This is a genomic window from Flammeovirga pectinis (assembly GCF_003970675.1).
In the GTDB taxonomy this organism is placed as follows: domain Bacteria; phylum Bacteroidota; class Bacteroidia; order Cytophagales; family Flammeovirgaceae; genus Flammeovirga; species Flammeovirga pectinis.
The window spans coordinates 726727-744948 of sequence record NZ_CP034562.1 but is presented as its reverse complement, the minus strand read 5'-3'; the positions used below and the strand labels follow the sequence as shown (position 1 = coordinate 744948).

Sequence of the window (18222 nt, the reverse complement as noted above, 5' to 3'; positions counted from 1 at the left end):
AGGTACGTTGTTATTTTATTTAAAAATTAAAACAACTTTTAATGAGAAATATTATCGGCGTTTACGATTATCAATTGAACACATACGACCAAAAAATTCCCTCTTTAAAACAGGAAATTCTGATAAAATCAGTGGTTCGCTATGTGTATTTTTGTTTATCATTATCATAAATTGATAATCAAATGTAGGGCTATAACTATGATAAATTCAAGTAAACCAACGTTTTATTAGCACTTTTTTAAAAAATAAATTGATGAGGTGAAATATTTTAAATACACTGTGTTAAATTTTGAACATTGCTTTTTAGTGTGTTAAATTTTGAACACTTTGACAAAATCTTAAAAGTAGTGCAAAACAATTTTTAGCATAAAAACGAACACAAATACTGATTAAAATTGGATATTTTTCTTAAAAAATATTCTGCAACCGATTCCAAATCTTAATCATGAGTTACACTATTGTTTATTAGAAGAATAGTATAGAACTTAATGGAAATAAATTATTTTTAATACTATTGTTTATATGGCAACAAGAAAACATACTCAATTAATAGGCTCCTTACTTTTAGGTGTTTCTATTGTTTTTTCTTCATGTAATTCTACTCCAAAAGCAGATGGTCATAATGATTTCGACACATCTACTTATGAGAATTATCCTTCTTTTACAGGTGATTTAGGAGTTACATATTCTAAGCAAGCTACTGCATTTAAAATATGGTCGCCTACAGCTACCAAAGTAGTTATAAACCTATATGAAAATGGTTTAACGGGAAAGCCTTATAAGGTAACTGAAATGAAACCATCTGAAAAGGGAACATGGAGTAGTTCTATTAAAGGTGATTTATTTGGCAAATACTATACATTTCAGGTAACTGTTGGAGACAAACAACTTGATGAAACTCCTGGTATCTATGCTACTGCTGTTGGTGTAAATGGCAAGAGAGGTCAAGTTATTGATTTAGCCACTACAAATCCTAACGGATGGGCTAACGATCAACGTCCAGAATTAAAAGAACTTACAGATGCTATTTTATATGAAATTCACGTTCGTGATATTACTATAGCAGAAAATTCTGGTGCAAAAAATAAAGGAAAGTTCTTAGGTTTAACAGAAACAGGAACTGTTAGTGATAAGGGGTTAAAGACAGGAATAGATCATATTGAAGAACTAGGTGTTACTCATGTGCACTTATTACCTTCTTTTGATTACCATACTATTGACGAATCAAAATTAGATCAAGCACAATACAACTGGGGCTACGATCCTCAAAACTATAACGTTCCTGAAGGCTCTTATTCAACAGATCCATCTAATGGTGGAGTAAGAATTAAAGAATTTAAGGAAATGGTTTCTGCTTTCCATAAAAAAGGAATACGTGTAGTACTTGACGTAGTATACAACCATACCTTTTCTGGAGACGAATCTAATTTTTCTTTAGAAGTACCAGGGTATTACTATAGACAAAACAATGAAGGAAGTTATTCTAATGCTTCTGCTTGTGGTAATGAAACTGCTTCGGAAAGAGCAATGGTACGTAAATATATTGTTGAGTCGGTTCTATATTGGGCAAAAGAATATCATTTAGATGGTTTCAGATTTGACCTTATGGGTATTCATGATGTGGAGACAATGAATATTCTTGCTAAGAGGCTAAAAGAAGAAGTTGATCCAAGTATATTAATTTATGGTGAAGGATGGAATGCTGGTGACTCTCCGTTACCTGAATCTAAAAGAGCATTAAAAGCAAATACTCCGAAGTTAGTAGGTGTTGCTGCTTTCTCTGACGATATACGCGACGGATTAAAAGGTAGTGTTTTTTATGACGATAATATTGGCTTTGTACAAGGGGCTGATGGGTTAAGCGAAACAATTAAATTTGGTATTGTAGCATCTACTCAACATCCACAAGTAGACTATAAAGCTGTCAACTATTCTAAATCTCCTTGGGCTCCTACTCCTTCTCAAACAATCAGTTATGTATCTTGTCATGATAATCATACATTATTTGATAAGTTGAAGGTTTCTCAACCTAAAGCTTCTGATAGTGAGTTAAAGAAAATGCATAAACTTACTAGTGCTGTTATTCTTACTTCTCAAGGAATACCTTTTATACATTCTGGTGCTGAGATGCTAAGAACTAAAGGTGGAGAACATAACTCTTATAATAAGCCAGATGCTATTAATAAATTAAACTGGGATTGGAAATTCGAGAATAAAGATATTTTTGACTACTACCAAGGTTTGATTGCATTAAGAAAGGCTCACCCTGCTTTTAGAATGACATCTACAGAAATGATTCAAAAGCATTTAAAATTTATTGATTTTAAAGATCAACATATGGTTGGTTATATTATCAATGGAAATGCAAATGGTGATTCTACTGAATCTATTGCGGTTATATTTAATGCAAATAAATCTGCTAAAAACATTTCTAAATATTTACCTAAAGGTAAATGGAAAGTATTAGTTGACGGGAATAAAGCTTCTGTAAAAGGATTAAAAACAACTTCATCAATTACTATTGATGGCGTATCGGCTTTAGTACTAAGTAAATAAGTTAGTTTATCTACATTATTGATAAAAACAGGTTCATTCTTAATTAGGATGAGCCTGTTTTTTTTGTAGAAACTAAAACCATTTCTAATTAATACTATTTACTTAAAAGCAGTTTATGGTAATCTTCAACTTTCTACTGAGGATTGAATTTCTAGTTCAAGTAACTGAAAGAAAGCCTCAACGTGTTTGATGGATACTTCTATTTGTTTTTGTGAAATCTCATGTACTTATCAACCTTATTTTAAAAATTTAAGTATGTATCATCAAACTTCATTCAATAGTCTTTGCTAGGCTAGAGTTACATAAACTATAGATAAGAGATTATTAATATAAGATTAGGGGAATTCGGTTAGTATGTATAAAAATTTAATAAAAAAAAGGTCAAACACTTTCGTATTTGACCTTTCTTGGTAATTGAAGAGACTTACATACCAGAAATACGTAATTTCTTGTTTGAAGCGTAATTCACTTTCAATGCGTTAGCATCTCTAAGTTTCAGACGTACATCTGAAATCACACCCATTTTAGCATCTCTATCAATTTTAAGTGACATAGTAATTTTATCACCATCTTCACCTAATTTGTCTTTTTCCTGCATCACATGTTGTACGATTTGATCAGGTTCGATCAATACGTCATTCACTTGAATACGAGGCTCAGTACCAAACTTTTTTGTATCAGTTGGTTCACCTATATAAATATAAGAAACCAATGATTTTTTTTCAAGCTTTGTTAACTCAGATGCCTGAGGTAACGAGTTCTTTACTAATAACTCAGACTCACGGAAAGTCGTCGAAATCATGAAAAAGAACAGAAGCATGAAAATAATGTCTGGCAATGCAGAAGTAGGAATATCCTGCTTCGTCTTTGTTTTTTTCTTAAACGTTGCCATAAGGTCAATGTATTTAAGTAAACGTCACCTTTATACGATGACGTTTTAATTAGACCAATTAATTTATCTCAGAAGGTTCAGCATCCGATACCATGTAAGGGATAGCTTTACGAGCTCTTTTAAGCTTTTCTTTCTGATCAGGATTTTCTTTATCCAATGCTTGATAATCTTCTAAAGGAATCTTCAAATACATTGCACGCATTTCTGCATAAGTGTATTTTAATTCATCAATTACCGAAATGTACATCTCGTAAGAAGTACCACGGTCAGTTTTTAATGAAACAATTGCCTTAGCTGGAGATTCTGACATATCTTTATTCTTACCATTGTTAAGAACGAATTCTTTAACCATAGTACGAAGTTTAGGAAGGTCAACTTGCTCTTCTTGTGCTAACATCATGTCTTTTGAATTCACAAGAATGTTAAACACATTACGCTCTTTAACCCTAACGTCAATTTCATCAGCTTTTGGAGGTAACATTACTGTTACACCTTTATCAGATGCAATAGTTGTTGCCACCAAGAAGAAGATCAATAAAAGGAAGGCAATATCAGCCATTGCCCCACCATTAATTTCTGGTGTTTCTTTTTTCTTCTTCTGTATCATAATTATCCTAAGCTTTTAACAAATCTTGAAATAATATCAAAAACTACAGCGACAAGTGCTATTCCGAATAAGTAGTAAGTTAAATTCAATACACCACCAATTTTTTGTGATAATACTTCATTAACTCCAAATTCGTTTAACTCTCTAGCTGTAACTGCGCTATCAGCACTAGAATAACCGATAAAATACAATACTCCAATTACGCCGATGGTAACCAATACTGCAACTGCTGCCTTAGGATCCATTGCGATAGACACAAGGAAACCAATAACTGTAGCAACTAATGCAATGATGATTAATACACCTGTGAATGGTAGCAAGTATTCTGTAAATATAGCTTCACCGTTCATAACTTGTAATTTTTCAAATTTTACAATAACTATTTACTCTGTGTAAATAGAGACTACTTATTTAGTAGCTAATTCGTTTTTTACAAGGATGTCGATTAAAGAAACAGAAGCTTCTTCCATTTCTAAAACAATACCATCGATTGTAGAAACACAGTAGTTGTAGAATACTTGAAGAATCACACCTACGATAAGACCTGCTACAGTAGTAAGAAGGGCAACTTTAATACCACCTGCTACTAATGAAGGAGAGATATCACCTGCTGCTTCGATTGCATCGAATGCACCAATCATACCAATTACCGTACCCATGAAACCTAACATTGGTGCCATAGCAATAAACAATGAGATCCAAGGTAAACCTTTTTCCAATTTACCCATTTCAACTGAACCGTAAGCAACAACTGATTTCTCAACCATTTCAATACCTTCAGATGCTCTCATCAAACCTTGTGTAAAGATTGATGCTACAGGACCACGAGTTGCTTTAGTTACCTCTAATGCTGCTTCCGCACCACCTGAAGTTAAAGCCTCGTCAACTTTTGATAAAAGTTTTTTAGTGTTTGTAGTAGAAAGGCTTAACGTGATAACACGTTCAATAGCAATTGCCAAACCTAAGATCAATGTAAGCAATACAGCTCCCATGAACTCCCAACCACCTTCAATAAACTTTTGTTTCACTGCTTGAGTGAAAGATAATTCTTCAACTTGTGCAACTTCATCAGAAGACACTTCTTGAACTGCTGCAGATGACTCTTCAGCTACTTGTTCAGTAGCTTCTTCAGTTGTTTCATCTTGCGCATACGACTGTGCAGTACCTAAAGTAAGTGCACAGAAAAACATCAATAATGCGAATACTCTTTTCATAACTCTCTAACGTTCAGATTGTAGTTTAAAATAAAACAAACTACTTCCCGATGCTGTAATAATAAATTTGTTTGACTATCATCCGTAATCGTTGAGCAAGTTAGCATTAATCTTTTAATTAATGCTTTTTTTGATAGTTTTTAACGACTACTGATCCGCAAAGAAATATATAATTATACTCATAAACAAATAGATAATATATTTATAAATGCATAAATCACACTAATAAACGTATTTAATGTTAGATTAAGTTAAATTATACACTAAGTTCACCCTTCAAAGGTATACCAATCAACTTTTTAACGCTTTCGGTATCTTTATACTTTGTTAACAAACACATTAGCTTAGTAACTGCTGCTTCAGTGGTCATATCCTTACCACTCAATACACCTATTTTATTAAGTTTTGCACTAGTTGCATAGTGTCCTTGCATCACCATACCCCCTGTACACTGCGAAATATTAACTATTACAACTCCTCTTTTAACTGTTTTTTCTAACAACTCAATAAACCAAGAAGAGGTAGGAACATTACCAGATCCATAGGTCTCTAAAATCACACCCCTTAATTTTTTATTATTTAACATTTGATTTATAAAATCTTTCGACATCCCTGGGAAAATCTTTAATAATAAAACATTAGATTCAAACTTTTTCATTGATCTAACAGGGGAGTTAATGGGGTCTTTCCAAAAAGTTTCTCGCTTATATTCTATGAAAATCCCTGCTTCTGCTAAAGATGGATAGTTGTAAGAGCGAAATGCTGTGAAATTAAAGTTTTGAGATTTTTTTGCCCGATTTCCTCTTAATAATTTATTATTAAAGCAGATACAAACTTCTTGTACTAACATTTCACCATTATCATCTCTTTCAGAAGCAATTTCCAGCGAGGACATTAAATTCTCTCTTGCATCTGTTCTTTTAGCTCCAATAGGCAATTGTGAACCTGTTAAAATAACTGGTTTATGAACTCCGTCTAGCATAAAACTTAATGCAGATGCAGTGTAAGCCATCGTATCTGTTCCGTGCAAAATGACAAAACCATCAAAATCTTCGTAAAAATCCTCAATTAAGTTCCCTAACTGGACCCAATGATCTGTAGTTATATCAGAAGAATCTATTAACGGGTCTAGTGAAATCACTGTTAATTCAAAATCAAATGCCCTTAATTCAGGTACGGCATCAATAATTTTCTCAAAATCAAAAGGAATTAAGCTACCATTTTCAGGATGAGAATCCATACCAATAGTACCTCCTGTATAAATAATTAATATTGAAGTCTCGGAAGTTTTAGGACCAGTTGAATTTATATTAACGGTCTTATAGTAAGTTCGATTGGTCATAATAATTGAATGGGTCTATTTTTTTAAGTAATTCTCTATATCAAACAGGTCATATGCATTCTTGTCGGTAATTTCTTCTACTTCTGTTCCACTAATACCTTTAAAATCTGCAACTTTATCACATACAAAACTTGTGTAGGCTGGTTCATTTCTTTTACCTCTATAAGGTTTTGGAGCTAAATAAGGACTATCTGTTTCTAAAACAATATGCTTTAGGTCAACGTGGGGAATAACCTTATCCAAGCCTCCATTTTTAAATGTAGCTACTCCTCCAATTCCTATTTTAAAATTGATATCAAATAAACGGTTCGCATCTTCTAGGCTTCCTGTAAAGCAATGCAGCACGCCAAATAGGGCATCGTCAGATAATTCTTCTAACAAATCCAATGTTTCTGGCATTGCATCTCTAGCATGAATTACTAATGGTAAATGATGCTTCTTAGCTAAATCAGCTTGAATTTTAAAAGCTTCTATTTGCTGTTCTTTAAAAGTTTTATCCCAATAAAGGTCTAATCCCATTTCACCAACACCAATAAACTTTCTTTTATTTAACCATTCTTCTACCAAATAAAGTTCTTTTTCAAAATCTTTTCCAACATGGCATGGATGTAGCCCCATCATAGAAAGACATTGTTGAGGGTATTTTTCTTCTAGTTCTAGCATACGATCTATTGATGTATGATCTATATTTGGCATAAGAATATGTTTTAGACCATTATCAAAAGCTGATTCTAAAACATTGTCTATATCTTCTTTGAATTTGTCTGAGTATATATGGGCGTGTGTATCTATCATTTTTTATTATTTTTAATTTTTGAAACAACACGCAAATCTAACAGCTTAAAACAAATAGCTTACAAAGAGCAAATCGAATTTTTTCAACAGGTATTACCTAAATCAATAATTATAACTAATATTGAATTTAAAAATTGAGTAATTCATATAATTCTATGAGATTGAATACAAAATATATAAAAATTACAGCTGCCATTTTATTTATTGGTTTTATATCTTTTAGCTTCAAAACAGAGCAAGATCCACCAATTAAGTCCGAAATTTCATTTGAAAAAGGAGAAACATTAACATATGTCGCTGGGTATTCTGTTTTTGAAGCAGGGGAAGCAGTAGTTCATCTTGATAAAAAACTACATCAAGTGAATGGAGAAGAGACCTACAAAGTAGATGTTACAGGACGAAGTATTGGAATGTTTGGAATGACCATGAAAATCCGAGATTTATGGCAAAGTTACTTCAGCACTTCCACTTTATATCCTGTACAATTTAATAGAGATATTATAGAAGGAGGATACACACTTGAGGAAAAAATAAATTTTGATCAAGTAAATGGAAAAGTAGATGCTGAATGGAAAAAAAAGGATAAAGAAGAAATTCATATTGAACATTATGAGATGCCTCCTAATACACATGATGTTATTTCTGGATATTACTATTTAAGAACTCTTGATTATGATCAAATGACTAAAGGTGATACAATTTCACTTAACTCATTTTGGGAAAATAAAGCGTATGATTTTGATATCGTCTATTTAGGTGTTGAAAAGGTCTATACAAAGTTTGGTAGAATTGAATCTTATGTAATGTCCCCAATTATGCCAGAAAATCAATTATTTTCTGGAACACATCCAATAAAATTTTGGGTTTCAAAAGATATCAATAGAATACCTTTAAAAATACAAGCTGAACTTATTGTAGGTTCTGTTAATGTAGATTTAGTAAGGTATAAAGGACTTAAACAAAAGCTCAAAAAATCTAAATAAAAAAATCCCAAATCAATAAATTGAATCTATTGATTTGGGATTTAATCTTATAGTATATACACTTTATAAATTTTGCTTTATTTCTATAGCAAGTTCATAAGGTGTTTTTTTATTTGCTTGAATTGTTATTTGTGCTTTTTCATAATAAGGCAATCTATTTACCCTTTTTTCTTGAATAGCAGCAAAGATATCTTCTCTATTCTCTTGAGCTAATAAAGGTCTTGTTCCTTGTTGCTCCCAAACCCTGTCTGCTAAATCATCTTCCAATACGTCTACAAAAAAGGTTTTGCCTTGAGAATTCAATTTTTCGATGTTATCAAAAAAGCAAGGTGTACCTCCCCCAGTAGCTATAATAGCATTATCTGGTGTAAAAGAAAGCATGATCTCTCTTTCTACTTTTCTAAAATAATCTTCACCAAACTCTGTAAATATTTTAGGTATTGATTTCCTTTCTTTCTTTTCAATTTCTAAATCAAGATCAAAGTAAGGAAGGTCTAATACTTCTGATAGCTCTTTTGCCAAAGTAGATTTCCCACTTCCAGGCATGCCTATTAAATAAATGCGCATAATTATATCTTTATTGAATCCTCACTTTAGGATCTATTACAGCATATAAAATATCAACAAAGATATTTACCAATACAAAACCAAAAGCGATAAGAATAGTAGCTCCCATTACAACGGGTAAATCTAAATACTCAACAGCTTGAATTGTTTTAAAACCAAGCCCTTTCCATTTAAAAATATATTCTATAAAAAATGCACCTGCCATCATTGTAGCCATCCATCCAGATACTGCTGTAATTACTGGATTTAATGCATTTCTTAAAGTATGCATAAATATTACTCTAATAAAACTAGCACCTTTAGCTTTAGCTGTCCGTATATAATCTTGAGACATTACATCTAACATTGAACTTCTTGTCAATTGAATAATAATTGCAAGAGGGCGTGTAGCTAAAGTAATGGAAGGTAGAATTAAGTTTTCTAAATGAAGTTGCCTCCCATAGAGTGGGTCGTTCATCCATAAAGAACCCGTCATATTTAAATGAGTAAAATCAGATAAATAATAACCAAAGGTAATTGCCATGAGTATAGCAAGTACAAAAGAAGGCATAGAAATAAAAACCACAGAACCACTTACAATTGCATGATCTATCTTAGTACCATAATTTACTGCTGCAGCCATTCCTAATAAGATACCGATTGTTGTTGCAATAATTATAGCAGTTAAAGATAACCAGAGTGTGCCTGGTAAACTTTCTATTAAAATAGTATCTACTCTTTTATTGGTCTGAAATGACCTCCTTAAATAAGGATATTTAACGACAAGGACAGAACTTCCAATAGAAAAAAGAGCATAATAATCATACTTCTTTTTTACTTTTGGAGTATCCTTTTCTATTGAAATAGGAGATAGATCTGCTAAATACCTTAAATATTGAACGGATAAGGGTTGGTCTAACCCTAGTTCTTTTCTTATTAACTCTCTTGTTTCTAAATCTGCATGCTGTCCTGACATTAAATCAACAGGGTTACCAGGTAATGTATGAAACAGTAAAAACACTACGGTTATTACGCCCCATATTACCAAAAAACCATACATTAATCTATTAATTACAAATTGTAGCACGCGATTTTATATTATAAAAGTGTAGTTATATCTTGAGCTGTAGGGGTGTCATTATAATGCCACTTACCTAAAATAGTTCCATCTTTTACTAACATTACACCCGGATTTGATCTGATCATAGCTTTTAATACCGTAGCGTCTGCGTAATAATATGGAATAGAAAGATGAACTCTTTCTGTAAATTTCATAAAATCAGTAGCATCACTTGTAATAGTAATACTCTGAATTTCTTTTTCACTTAGTTCGTTAACCAAATTAACTATTGGTTGTATTGTCTCTTCTTCAATTTCAGAAACATTTTGCACAATCACCAATAACCTCGTTCCTTTTATAGTAAGGTCAGTAAAATCTTCCCCTTCCTCATTAGAAATATAATAATCAGGAATTAGAGGTTCGCACTCTTCTGCATTTACAATTTCCATTTTCTTAAATTTCCAAGTTGGATCTGTTGGATAAGAATCAAACTCTTTAACAACACCGTCTCTTTCCATAAAAAATAGATTCTGACAAGGCGCTTGAGGCTGCATCATTTGGCCAATATTTGCTCCAATTTTATAAGGTCTAAAATCAACTGGAGGTAAATGCCTTATTGCATAAGTACACGTACCAAAAGAAAATAATGTAACAACCAATATTGTTATCGTTTTCCACGTTTTAGTACTTTGTCTATTCGGAACTGAATACCCTGTAAATTGCATTGGTTTTTCTTTAGGCAATAGAGCCATAGAAAACACTAATAACACTAGAAGTACAACATCTTTTGTAAAAGAACCCCAAGGTGAAAATTTATACGCATCTCCAAAGCAACCACAATCTGTAACTTTATTAAAATATGCAGAATAGAAAGTCAAGAAACCAAAGAATATCAAAAGTGCTAAAGTTGCTTTTAGAGATATTTTTTGTCTAAAGCCAATAACTAATGCAACACCTAGAATTACTTCAAAAGACGAAAACAAAACAGACAACCATAATGAATAAGGAACTAATGCTATGAAGAATGATTCAAGAAAGCCTAAAACTCCCGCAAAATCATCTGCAAAGACATGAAAGTACTCTTCAAATTTTATGGCTGTTCCCATAGGGTCGTCAATTTTAACCAACCCAGAAATAATAAATACTAAACCAACAACTATGGCTAATATTCTCTGTAAAGTTTTCATTAATCTTATGTATTAGTAATAATGTCTGTTAGTGTTTTTTAATTACTCTGCCACGAAACCTGAAAGAATCAAAGCAAAAATTGAATAATTAATCATGTCTTGATAATTGGCATCCACACCTTCAGAAACAATAGTTTTACCGTCGTTTCCTTCAATTTGTTTTACTCTTAGTAATTTCATTAAAATGATATCAGTAATACTAGATACACGCATCATTCTCCATGCTTCACCATAATCATGGTTTTTATCGAACATCAATTGCGTAGTTTGTATTGCATGCTTATCATATTGTGACATTACCTCTTCTGGATTTAAATCCATTCGGTCATCATCTCTCAAATCTAATTGAGTTAATGCCATCAAACAATAATTAATTATAGCAATAAACTCGCCTAAAATATCCTCATCTATTTTCTGCTCTCCTTTTTCTTGAATAGAACGGATTCGCATTGCTTTTATATATATCTGATCTGTGATAGATGGTAGACGTAAAATCCTCCATGCAGTACCATAATCAATCGTTTTCTTTTCAAATAAAGCTCTACACTTTTCTATTACAGCTTTAAACTCTTTTTCTGTCTTTTCTGCTTGTGTCATCTTCTTACTTTCCTTTGTTACTGATTATTTTCAGCTAACTTTGATGTAAAGTTAGAGTATAGACGTCGAACCTCAAACTAAATGATTAATCCTTCTTCTTTTTCCTTGAAAATAAAAGGAAAATTATTCGATTTAAATAGTACTAAGGTGATGGGGATCATTAATGCCACCCCAGATTCATTTTATAATAACAGTAGGAAAGTTTATGTTGATGATGCCGTTCTTCAAGCTGAAACAATGCTAAATGAAGGAGCGAGTATCTTAGATATAGGTGGTTATTCTTCTCGACCTGGTGCAGACCATGTAAAAGAAGAAGAAGAATTAAATAGAGTCCTTCCAATAATTGAAGCTATAAAAAATAAATTCCCAAATAGTATAATTTCAATTGATACTTTTAGGAGTAATGTTGCTAAAAACGCAACGTATTTTGGTGCTGATATTATCAATGATATTTCTGGTGGAAATTTAGATGATAAGATGTTTAATACAGTAAAAGAATTAAACATTCCATATATCATGATGCATATGCGTGGAACTCCACAAACTATGAAAAGCCTAACAGATTACCCTAAAGGAGTTACATTTGAGGTGATGAAATATTTTGCAGAAAAATCTCAAGAGTTTCTTTCTGATGGTACAGCAGATATAATTATTGATCCTGGTTTTGGTTTTGCTAAAACAATTGAGCAAAATTATGAACTTCTTCAAAACCTACATTTATTTAAAGAATTAAACTTACCAATATTAGTTGGCGTATCAAGAAAATCAATGATTACAAAAAAATTAGGGATTACTTCTAGTGAAGCTTTAAATGGAACATCTGTGTTAAATACACTAGCAATTTTAAAAGGAGCACACATTTTGAGAGTTCATGATGTTAAACCTGCAGTTGAATGTGTAAAACTTATACAATAAACTGTTTCATTTTAAAATAAAGCATATATTTTTGTAATCAGGTACTTTCATCTTAGATTGTACTTTATAATCACATCTCGAACAGCAATTAAATGTTATTATTTAGCGTCGGTTTTTTAGAAATTAATTTCGTTGACGTGCTCGATATCTTACTGGTGTCGGTCTTGCTGTTCCATCTATACAAATTAATTAAAGGGAGTGTTGCTTTAAAAATCTTCGTTGGTGGGTTATCAATATACCTCACTTACTTGGTGGTGAAAGCAACAGACATGGAATTGCTTTCAGAAATACTAAGCCAATTTATTGATGTTGGTGTAATTGCTGCAATCATACTTTTCCAACAAGAAATTAGAAAGTTCCTTTTAATAATTGGTAAATCAACTGATTTTAAAAACTTCCCTCTTTTTCAATTATTTAGAGGAAAAGGAAAAGATTATGAAATCAATTTAGATATCCCTTCTATTATTGATGCAATGAAAGACATGAGTGGAACAAATACTGGGGCTTTAATTGTTATTTCTAAAGACAGTGATTTACAATTTTATGCTGAAACTGGTGACTTTGTTGATGCTAAAATTTCAAAACGATTATTGCTTTCAATATTCTTTAAGAACTCTCCAATGCATGATGGTGCTTGTCTGATTTATAATAATAGAATTCAGGCAGCGAGATGTATTTTACCTATTTCGGAAAACCCTAATATACCCGCTACAATGGGCTTACGTCATAGAGCAGGTATTGGTATGACAGAAAATACTAATGCTATTGTTTTAATTGTTTCTGAAGAAACAGGACAAATGTCTTACATACAAGGCGGCGTAATTGATCACAACCTTTCATCAATTGAACTGCGTACTAAGATTCGAGCATATATGCAGGATGGTCAAGAAGAAAATAACACAACTACTACCCAAAAATCAGCTGTGTAAGTTTCTTATCACAACACCACTTTTTTTGTAAACTTCTTATTTCATAAGTATGTTATTAGAGTAATAAATAATCTATTACACTACTACCATTTCAAGATGAAAACCATAATAAGAATATCATTACTAACCCTTGCAATTGGATTAAGCTCATTTACCCTCAATAACGATCCTAGCACTTTCATATCGAAAGGTTTGACTAATCTTTCTAGTGAAAATTACCTTAAAGCTATAGGAGATTTTACAATGGCAATTAGTATACAGGATAATTTAGGAGAAGCATATTATCATAGAGCAATCTGCAAAGATCTTTTAGGTAAAAAAGAAGGGTACATTAATTCAGAATTATGCCTTGATTTAATTGAAGCCATAAAATATGATCATTTTGAAGCAATAGAGAAATTATACGAATTAGGGCGTGCAGAATGCTACATGATTAAGAGTGCTGCATTAACAGCCGACAAAGCGTATTGTATAGACCTTTCATCTCAGAATTACAGCTCTATTCCAAATGATGTGAGTGAGTTTTCTAACCTAATTTCAATTAGTGCATCTTCTAATAAAATAAAAAGTCTAGGTACTTTATATAATAGTTGCCCATATATCATATCATTAGATTTAGGACAAAATAATATTTCTGTTATTCCTTCTGAAATAAGTAAATTCAAATATCTTTATAGCCTTAACCTTAGTAATAATGATTTATCAAAGTTACCAAAAGAAGTTTCTACATTAGAACATTTATCTTACTTAAATTTAAGAGGAAATAAAATCGAAGAGCTACCAAAAAACATTGATAATTTATACGCATTAAAAGTTCTTGATTTATCATTAAATAGAATACAAAAACTCCCTAAGAATATAGAAAATTTAAAAAATTTAGAAACACTTGTTCTTGCTGGTAATCCATTAGAAGAAACGGATGTAAAAAGGCTAAGGTTATTATTACCTAACACCCATATCATTTTCGATATGTAACAAAAAAAAGGACTATTACAGTATTGTAATAGCCCTTTTCGTATCTATTTTTTTTATTTATTTGTTTCCAGAAAACTCAGAAACATATAAATCTATTGTTCTTCCCAAACGAATTCTAGGATATCTTCCAGATGCAGCATTAACTTCTGCTACTGGCGATTGACGAACGACAACTCCAGGAATTGTATCGTATTCAATATATTGTACTCTTCCTTTACCAAGACCCTGCCCAAACAATACAAATTCAGCATCTCCTTCAGTCATACCAACAACATTAGGCACTTCAATAGTAGCGTTACCCATACCATCACCTACTACTAAATCAATATTTGTACCTTTCAATACTTTAAAGCCTCTTTTAAGTTCTGTTTTAGAAATCCATCTTCCGTTGTAACGTACTTTTAATACATTATTTACAAATCTATCTGGTTTTCTATCTACAGTTCCTACTTTCATTCCTAAGTTTTTAAGACGAACAACCGCATTTTTTAAAGAACCATCTATTAAATCTGGTAACTCTATAGAAGCAGGTTCCGAAGGATTGACAGTTAAATAAATTTTTCTATTATCCTTTACCTTTTCTCCAGATACAGGAGTTTGAGATAAAACTGTTAAATAAGGAAGGTCTGGATTGTAATTAACTGCTGATGAATCAAATATTTGATATCTTAATCCAGAAGACTCTAATCGTTTTCTTGCATCTTCAATAGACAAACTATCGATATCTGGCACTGTAACAGTTTCAGCATGATTTGTTGATATTGGCAAGTATACTTGAAAAAAGATCAATAGTAAGAATAAACTTACTACTACCATCAACCCTATATTTATTAAGAGTGCTGATGGTGTATCTCCAAAGATTAATTGTTTAATTTTCGTTTTATCCATAATGAATTAGCTAAGAGTAGCTTCTGTTCGTTTTATTCCGTAATCTAAAATACTATCAATAAAGTCAAAAGGTTTGTAACCATTAATTGCTGCTTGATGGAAAATACAAGTTGCGGGAGTCATACCAGGTAAAGAATTTACCTCAATAATAATTGTCTCTACACGCTTTTCTTCTCTCCAAATTCTTACAAAAGCATCAATTCTACAATAACCTTGAACATTAAGTTCTTTTGCCACTTTTTCTAGGTCCTTACGAACTGCAGTTGATATCCATTTTTGTTCTTGGCTATCTGTAGAAAAACGAGGAGGTGTAATATTTTGACCTTCACCAGCTAAAAATTTCTCTTCAAGAGAAAGAATTTCGCCACTAGCTAAGGCTTCTGATGGTTCAAAAATCTCATATGACCTAGTACCGTCATTATGCCATTTTGTAAGCATTCCGCCAGTAATTTCAAGAAAGTGATCTGCTCCGTTAGGACTAATCAACTCTTCTATTAAAATACGTTGTTTAGAAGGAAATTCTTCGTTTTTATCAAGGTTTAATTTATTTCTTAAACTCTCATTAACTTCATCTTCCACTCTAAAAATAGCTTCTGCAAAATCTTCTAGCTGCTCACGCTTTTTAATCATCATTACAGCAGAGCTACATCCATCATCAGATGGTTTTGCAATTATTGGGTAAGTAAAATCTTTCTCTACCTCATCAATTGCTAACTTCTTATCTTTTTGCCAATCTGCTTTTTCAAGCAACATATGTTCAGCAACAAGAACACCGCTCTTTTTAAGTATTTCTGTTGTAAGATATTTATCAATAGTTATTTCCGAACTATCAACATCAGAACCATTATAAGGAATGTGTCTTTTATTTAAATGCTTTTGTACAGCACCATCTTCACCAGGTCTACCATGTAGAGCAATAAAAATAGCATCTACCCTTTCTTTTAACTTGTCGTAATCTAAAGGTTTTGGATCAAAACAAGCCCCTGCAGCATATTTAGCTGTAATTGGCTTTGCCTTTTCAATAGCTTCTGTTAAAACAGGGTGCTTTTCTCCAGATAGCGCTTGGTCAATTTTTAATTTGATATCATCAGCATTATCCTTAAGCATAATGTTAACTGGCAATTCAAATAACTTATGATCTTCTGCTGTACCTGTTAAGAAAATAGGAATAGCTTCATATTTATGTGATGAGGCTAGTTTCTCAAAAATATTTCTACCACTTTCTACAGAAATATGTCTTTCAGAAGAATAACCACCCATTATTACTCCAACTCTAAGCACTTGATGCTCTGTAGTACTTGAAGCATTAATTTGATGATCTAACTTTGTTAAAAGTGGTTTAGTTACTACGGTATTCTTTCCTGATCTTATTCTACATGCTAAAGATGTACGAATAATAAATGTTAGAAATTGAGATGGATTTAAACCAATCTCTGCTGCTTGGTGGAAAAAGAAAGAAGATGGCATCATACCCGAAGTAGTATTCGGATCGTTTAATAATACCGTTCCATCTGCAGTTACAAAGCCATCAATTCTTGCGTAAACATCAAATTGTAGTTTTGAGTACAGGTTCTCACAATCTTTTTGAATCTCTCTAGTTTTCTCAATTGGAAGATCAATTGGGGTTACCTTTCTGCTCATCCCTGGCAGGTACTTTGATCTATAATCAAAAACACCTTCATTCCCTCTAACTATTTCTGTTGGAGGCAATGCTAAAGGAACACCGTTTTCATCTTCAATTACAATACAAGAAAATTCTCGTCCTTGAACATGCTCTTCTATCAATAAACGCTCTTCTGCATCTAAAGATTGATAACTTAATAGATCTTGTTTCTTATCTACAAGATGAAGATCTAGGTGTTCTAAAAGTTCTTTTGGATTATAAATAATATGATCTTCTTGACCATTAACATATACAGGTAAACCTATTCCCAAACGAACATCTGCAAAATCATGAACAAAACGAATTTTATTTTCTGCAGACAAGTTGATCCAATCTGTTGCTTTAACTTCTTCAATAAATAAAGATTTTTTAGCTGCAGCAACAAAAGCAGACAAACTATCTTCTTTTACAATACTTACACCTAAAGAAGATCCTTGTCTCGGAGCTTTTACAACTAAAGGCATACCTAATTTCTTTTTCAATCTAGAAAAAGTAGAAGCCACCTTGTCATTTACCAGATCTTGAGCATCAATAACATCATAATCTGGTGTTGTAAGCTGTAAATCAGTAAATAATTTCTTTTGGGTAATTTTATCAATACCAATTGCAGAAGATAACACTCCTGCCCCTGAGTAAGGTAAACCATACCACTCTAAAATACCTTGCAAATTACCATCTTCACCAAAAGGTCCGTGAAGAGCCAAAAATGCAAAATCAAAAAGATCTGCAAACTGATTAGGATTAATTTTCTCTCCTACTGCACTCGCCATTTCTGTAGCTTGTGCTTCTGTAAGTTTACCCAATGACTCCACATACATCTGAAAACCTTGTAAATTTTCTGGAATGCTTTGTACCGGCGGATAAAAATCTCTAACCGTTCCTTTATATACATATGACCACTCCAAATGAATGAAGTTGCCTAAACTATCAACAAAAATCGGTACAGGCTCGAACAAATGTTTGTCTAAATTATCGTAGACAGTTCTACCTCCCGCAAAGGAGATTTCACGCTCTCGTGAAATACCTCCAAAAAATATCCCTACTTTTATCATGACCCGCAAATTTAGCAAAAA

17 protein-coding genes are annotated in these 18222 nt (G+C 32.2%); 5 read left to right on the top strand and 12 right to left on the bottom strand.

Translation table 11 applies throughout. The features are described from left to right. The first annotated feature begins 522 nt into the window (after nucleotides 1-522). A complete protein-coding gene (gene pulA / locus EI427_RS03050; RefSeq protein WP_205727893.1) occupies nucleotides 523-2556 on the top strand; it encodes a type I pullulanase in 2034 nt (677 codons plus the stop codon). A 424-nt stretch (nucleotides 2557-2980) separates the two neighbouring features. On the opposite strand, the gene EI427_RS03045 is transcribed toward pulA, so the two are convergent. The 6 genes from EI427_RS03045 to EI427_RS03020 form a co-directional block, all read right to left on the bottom strand. After that, the gene (locus tag EI427_RS03045; protein ID WP_126611488.1) at nucleotides 2981-3448 is read right to left on the bottom strand and encodes an ExbD/TolR family protein; all 468 of its coding nucleotides are present in this window, start codon (nucleotides 3446-3448) and stop codon (nucleotides 2981-2983) included. A gap of 58 nt (nucleotides 3449-3506) precedes the next feature. Next, nucleotides 3507-4055, bottom strand: coding sequence for an ExbD/TolR family protein (locus EI427_RS03040; RefSeq protein ID WP_240655346.1), 549 nt, complete (start codon nucleotides 4053-4055; stop codon nucleotides 3507-3509). A gap of 2 nt (nucleotides 4056-4057) precedes the next feature. Beyond that, on the bottom strand, nucleotides 4058-4405 hold the full coding sequence (locus EI427_RS03035; protein WP_126611486.1) for a hypothetical protein: 348 nt from the start codon (nucleotides 4403-4405) through the stop codon (nucleotides 4058-4060). A 57-nt stretch (nucleotides 4406-4462) separates the two neighbouring features. After that, the gene (locus EI427_RS03030) at nucleotides 4463-5269 is read right to left on the bottom strand and encodes a MotA/TolQ/ExbB proton channel family protein (protein WP_126611484.1); all 807 of its coding nucleotides are present in this window, start codon (nucleotides 5267-5269) and stop codon (nucleotides 4463-4465) included. A gap of 256 nt (nucleotides 5270-5525) precedes the next feature. Beyond that, complete coding sequence (locus EI427_RS03025; protein ID WP_126611482.1) at nucleotides 5526-6611, bottom strand: asparaginase; 1086 nt, start codon at nucleotides 6609-6611, stop codon at nucleotides 5526-5528. 15 nt (nucleotides 6612-6626) lie between these two features. Beyond that, nucleotides 6627-7406 carry a TatD family hydrolase gene (locus tag EI427_RS03020; RefSeq protein WP_126611480.1) on the bottom strand — a complete coding sequence of 260 codons (780 nt, stop codon included), beginning with the start codon at nucleotides 7404-7406 and terminating at the stop codon, nucleotides 6627-6629. Between the two features lie 155 nt (nucleotides 7407-7561). On the opposite strand from EI427_RS03020, the gene EI427_RS03015 reads away from it, so the two are divergent. Beyond that, entirely contained in the window at nucleotides 7562-8389 is an 828-nt protein-coding gene (locus EI427_RS03015) for a DUF3108 domain-containing protein (RefSeq protein WP_126611477.1), read from the top strand. A gap of 63 nt (nucleotides 8390-8452) precedes the next feature. On the opposite strand, the gene EI427_RS03010 is transcribed toward EI427_RS03015, so the two are convergent. The 4 genes from EI427_RS03010 to EI427_RS02995 are packed head-to-tail and all read right to left on the bottom strand — an operon-like array spanning nucleotide 8453 to nucleotide 11779. Continuing rightward, nucleotides 8453-8956 (bottom strand): shikimate kinase, encoded by a 504-nt coding sequence (locus EI427_RS03010; protein WP_126611475.1) that lies wholly within the window; start codon nucleotides 8954-8956, stop codon nucleotides 8453-8455. A gap of 10 nt (nucleotides 8957-8966) precedes the next feature. Next, nucleotides 8967-10022, bottom strand: a complete 1056-nt coding sequence (locus tag EI427_RS03005) for an ABC transporter permease (RefSeq protein WP_126611473.1) — start codon at nucleotides 10020-10022, stop codon at nucleotides 8967-8969. Nucleotides 10023-10033: 11 nt separating this feature from the next. After that, on the bottom strand, nucleotides 10034-11182 hold the full coding sequence (locus EI427_RS03000; protein ID WP_126611471.1) for a BT_3928 family protein: 1149 nt from the start codon (nucleotides 11180-11182) through the stop codon (nucleotides 10034-10036). Nucleotides 11183-11224: 42 nt separating this feature from the next. Next, entirely contained in the window at nucleotides 11225-11779 is a 555-nt protein-coding gene (locus EI427_RS02995) for a DUF1599 domain-containing protein (protein ID WP_126611469.1), read from the bottom strand. 150 nt (nucleotides 11780-11929) lie between these two features. Between EI427_RS02995 and folP the strand changes: the two genes are divergently transcribed. From folP to EI427_RS02980, 3 genes are all read left to right on the top strand, one after another. Next, nucleotides 11930-12694 carry a dihydropteroate synthase gene (gene folP, locus EI427_RS02990; protein ID WP_240655345.1) on the top strand — a complete coding sequence of 255 codons (765 nt, stop codon included), beginning with the start codon at nucleotides 11930-11932 and terminating at the stop codon, nucleotides 12692-12694. A gap of 92 nt (nucleotides 12695-12786) precedes the next feature. Continuing rightward, nucleotides 12787-13623, top strand: coding sequence for a diadenylate cyclase CdaA (gene cdaA / locus EI427_RS02985; RefSeq protein ID WP_126611465.1), 837 nt, complete (start codon nucleotides 12787-12789; stop codon nucleotides 13621-13623). Between the two features lie 96 nt (nucleotides 13624-13719). Then, a complete protein-coding gene (locus EI427_RS02980; RefSeq protein WP_126611463.1) occupies nucleotides 13720-14598 on the top strand; it encodes a leucine-rich repeat domain-containing protein in 879 nt (292 codons plus the stop codon). 57 nt (nucleotides 14599-14655) lie between these two features. Here EI427_RS02980 and EI427_RS02975 read toward each other — a convergent pair whose 3' ends face one another. Together EI427_RS02975 and EI427_RS02970 are read right to left on the bottom strand one after the other, a co-directional pair. Then, nucleotides 14656-15486 (bottom strand): PASTA domain-containing protein, encoded by an 831-nt coding sequence (locus tag EI427_RS02975; protein ID WP_126611461.1) that lies wholly within the window; start codon nucleotides 15484-15486, stop codon nucleotides 14656-14658. Nucleotides 15487-15492: 6 nt separating this feature from the next. After that, complete coding sequence (locus tag EI427_RS02970; protein ID WP_126611459.1) at nucleotides 15493-18201, bottom strand: D-alanine--D-alanine ligase family protein; 2709 nt, start codon at nucleotides 18199-18201, stop codon at nucleotides 15493-15495. Nucleotides 18202-18222: the final 21 nt, after the last annotated feature.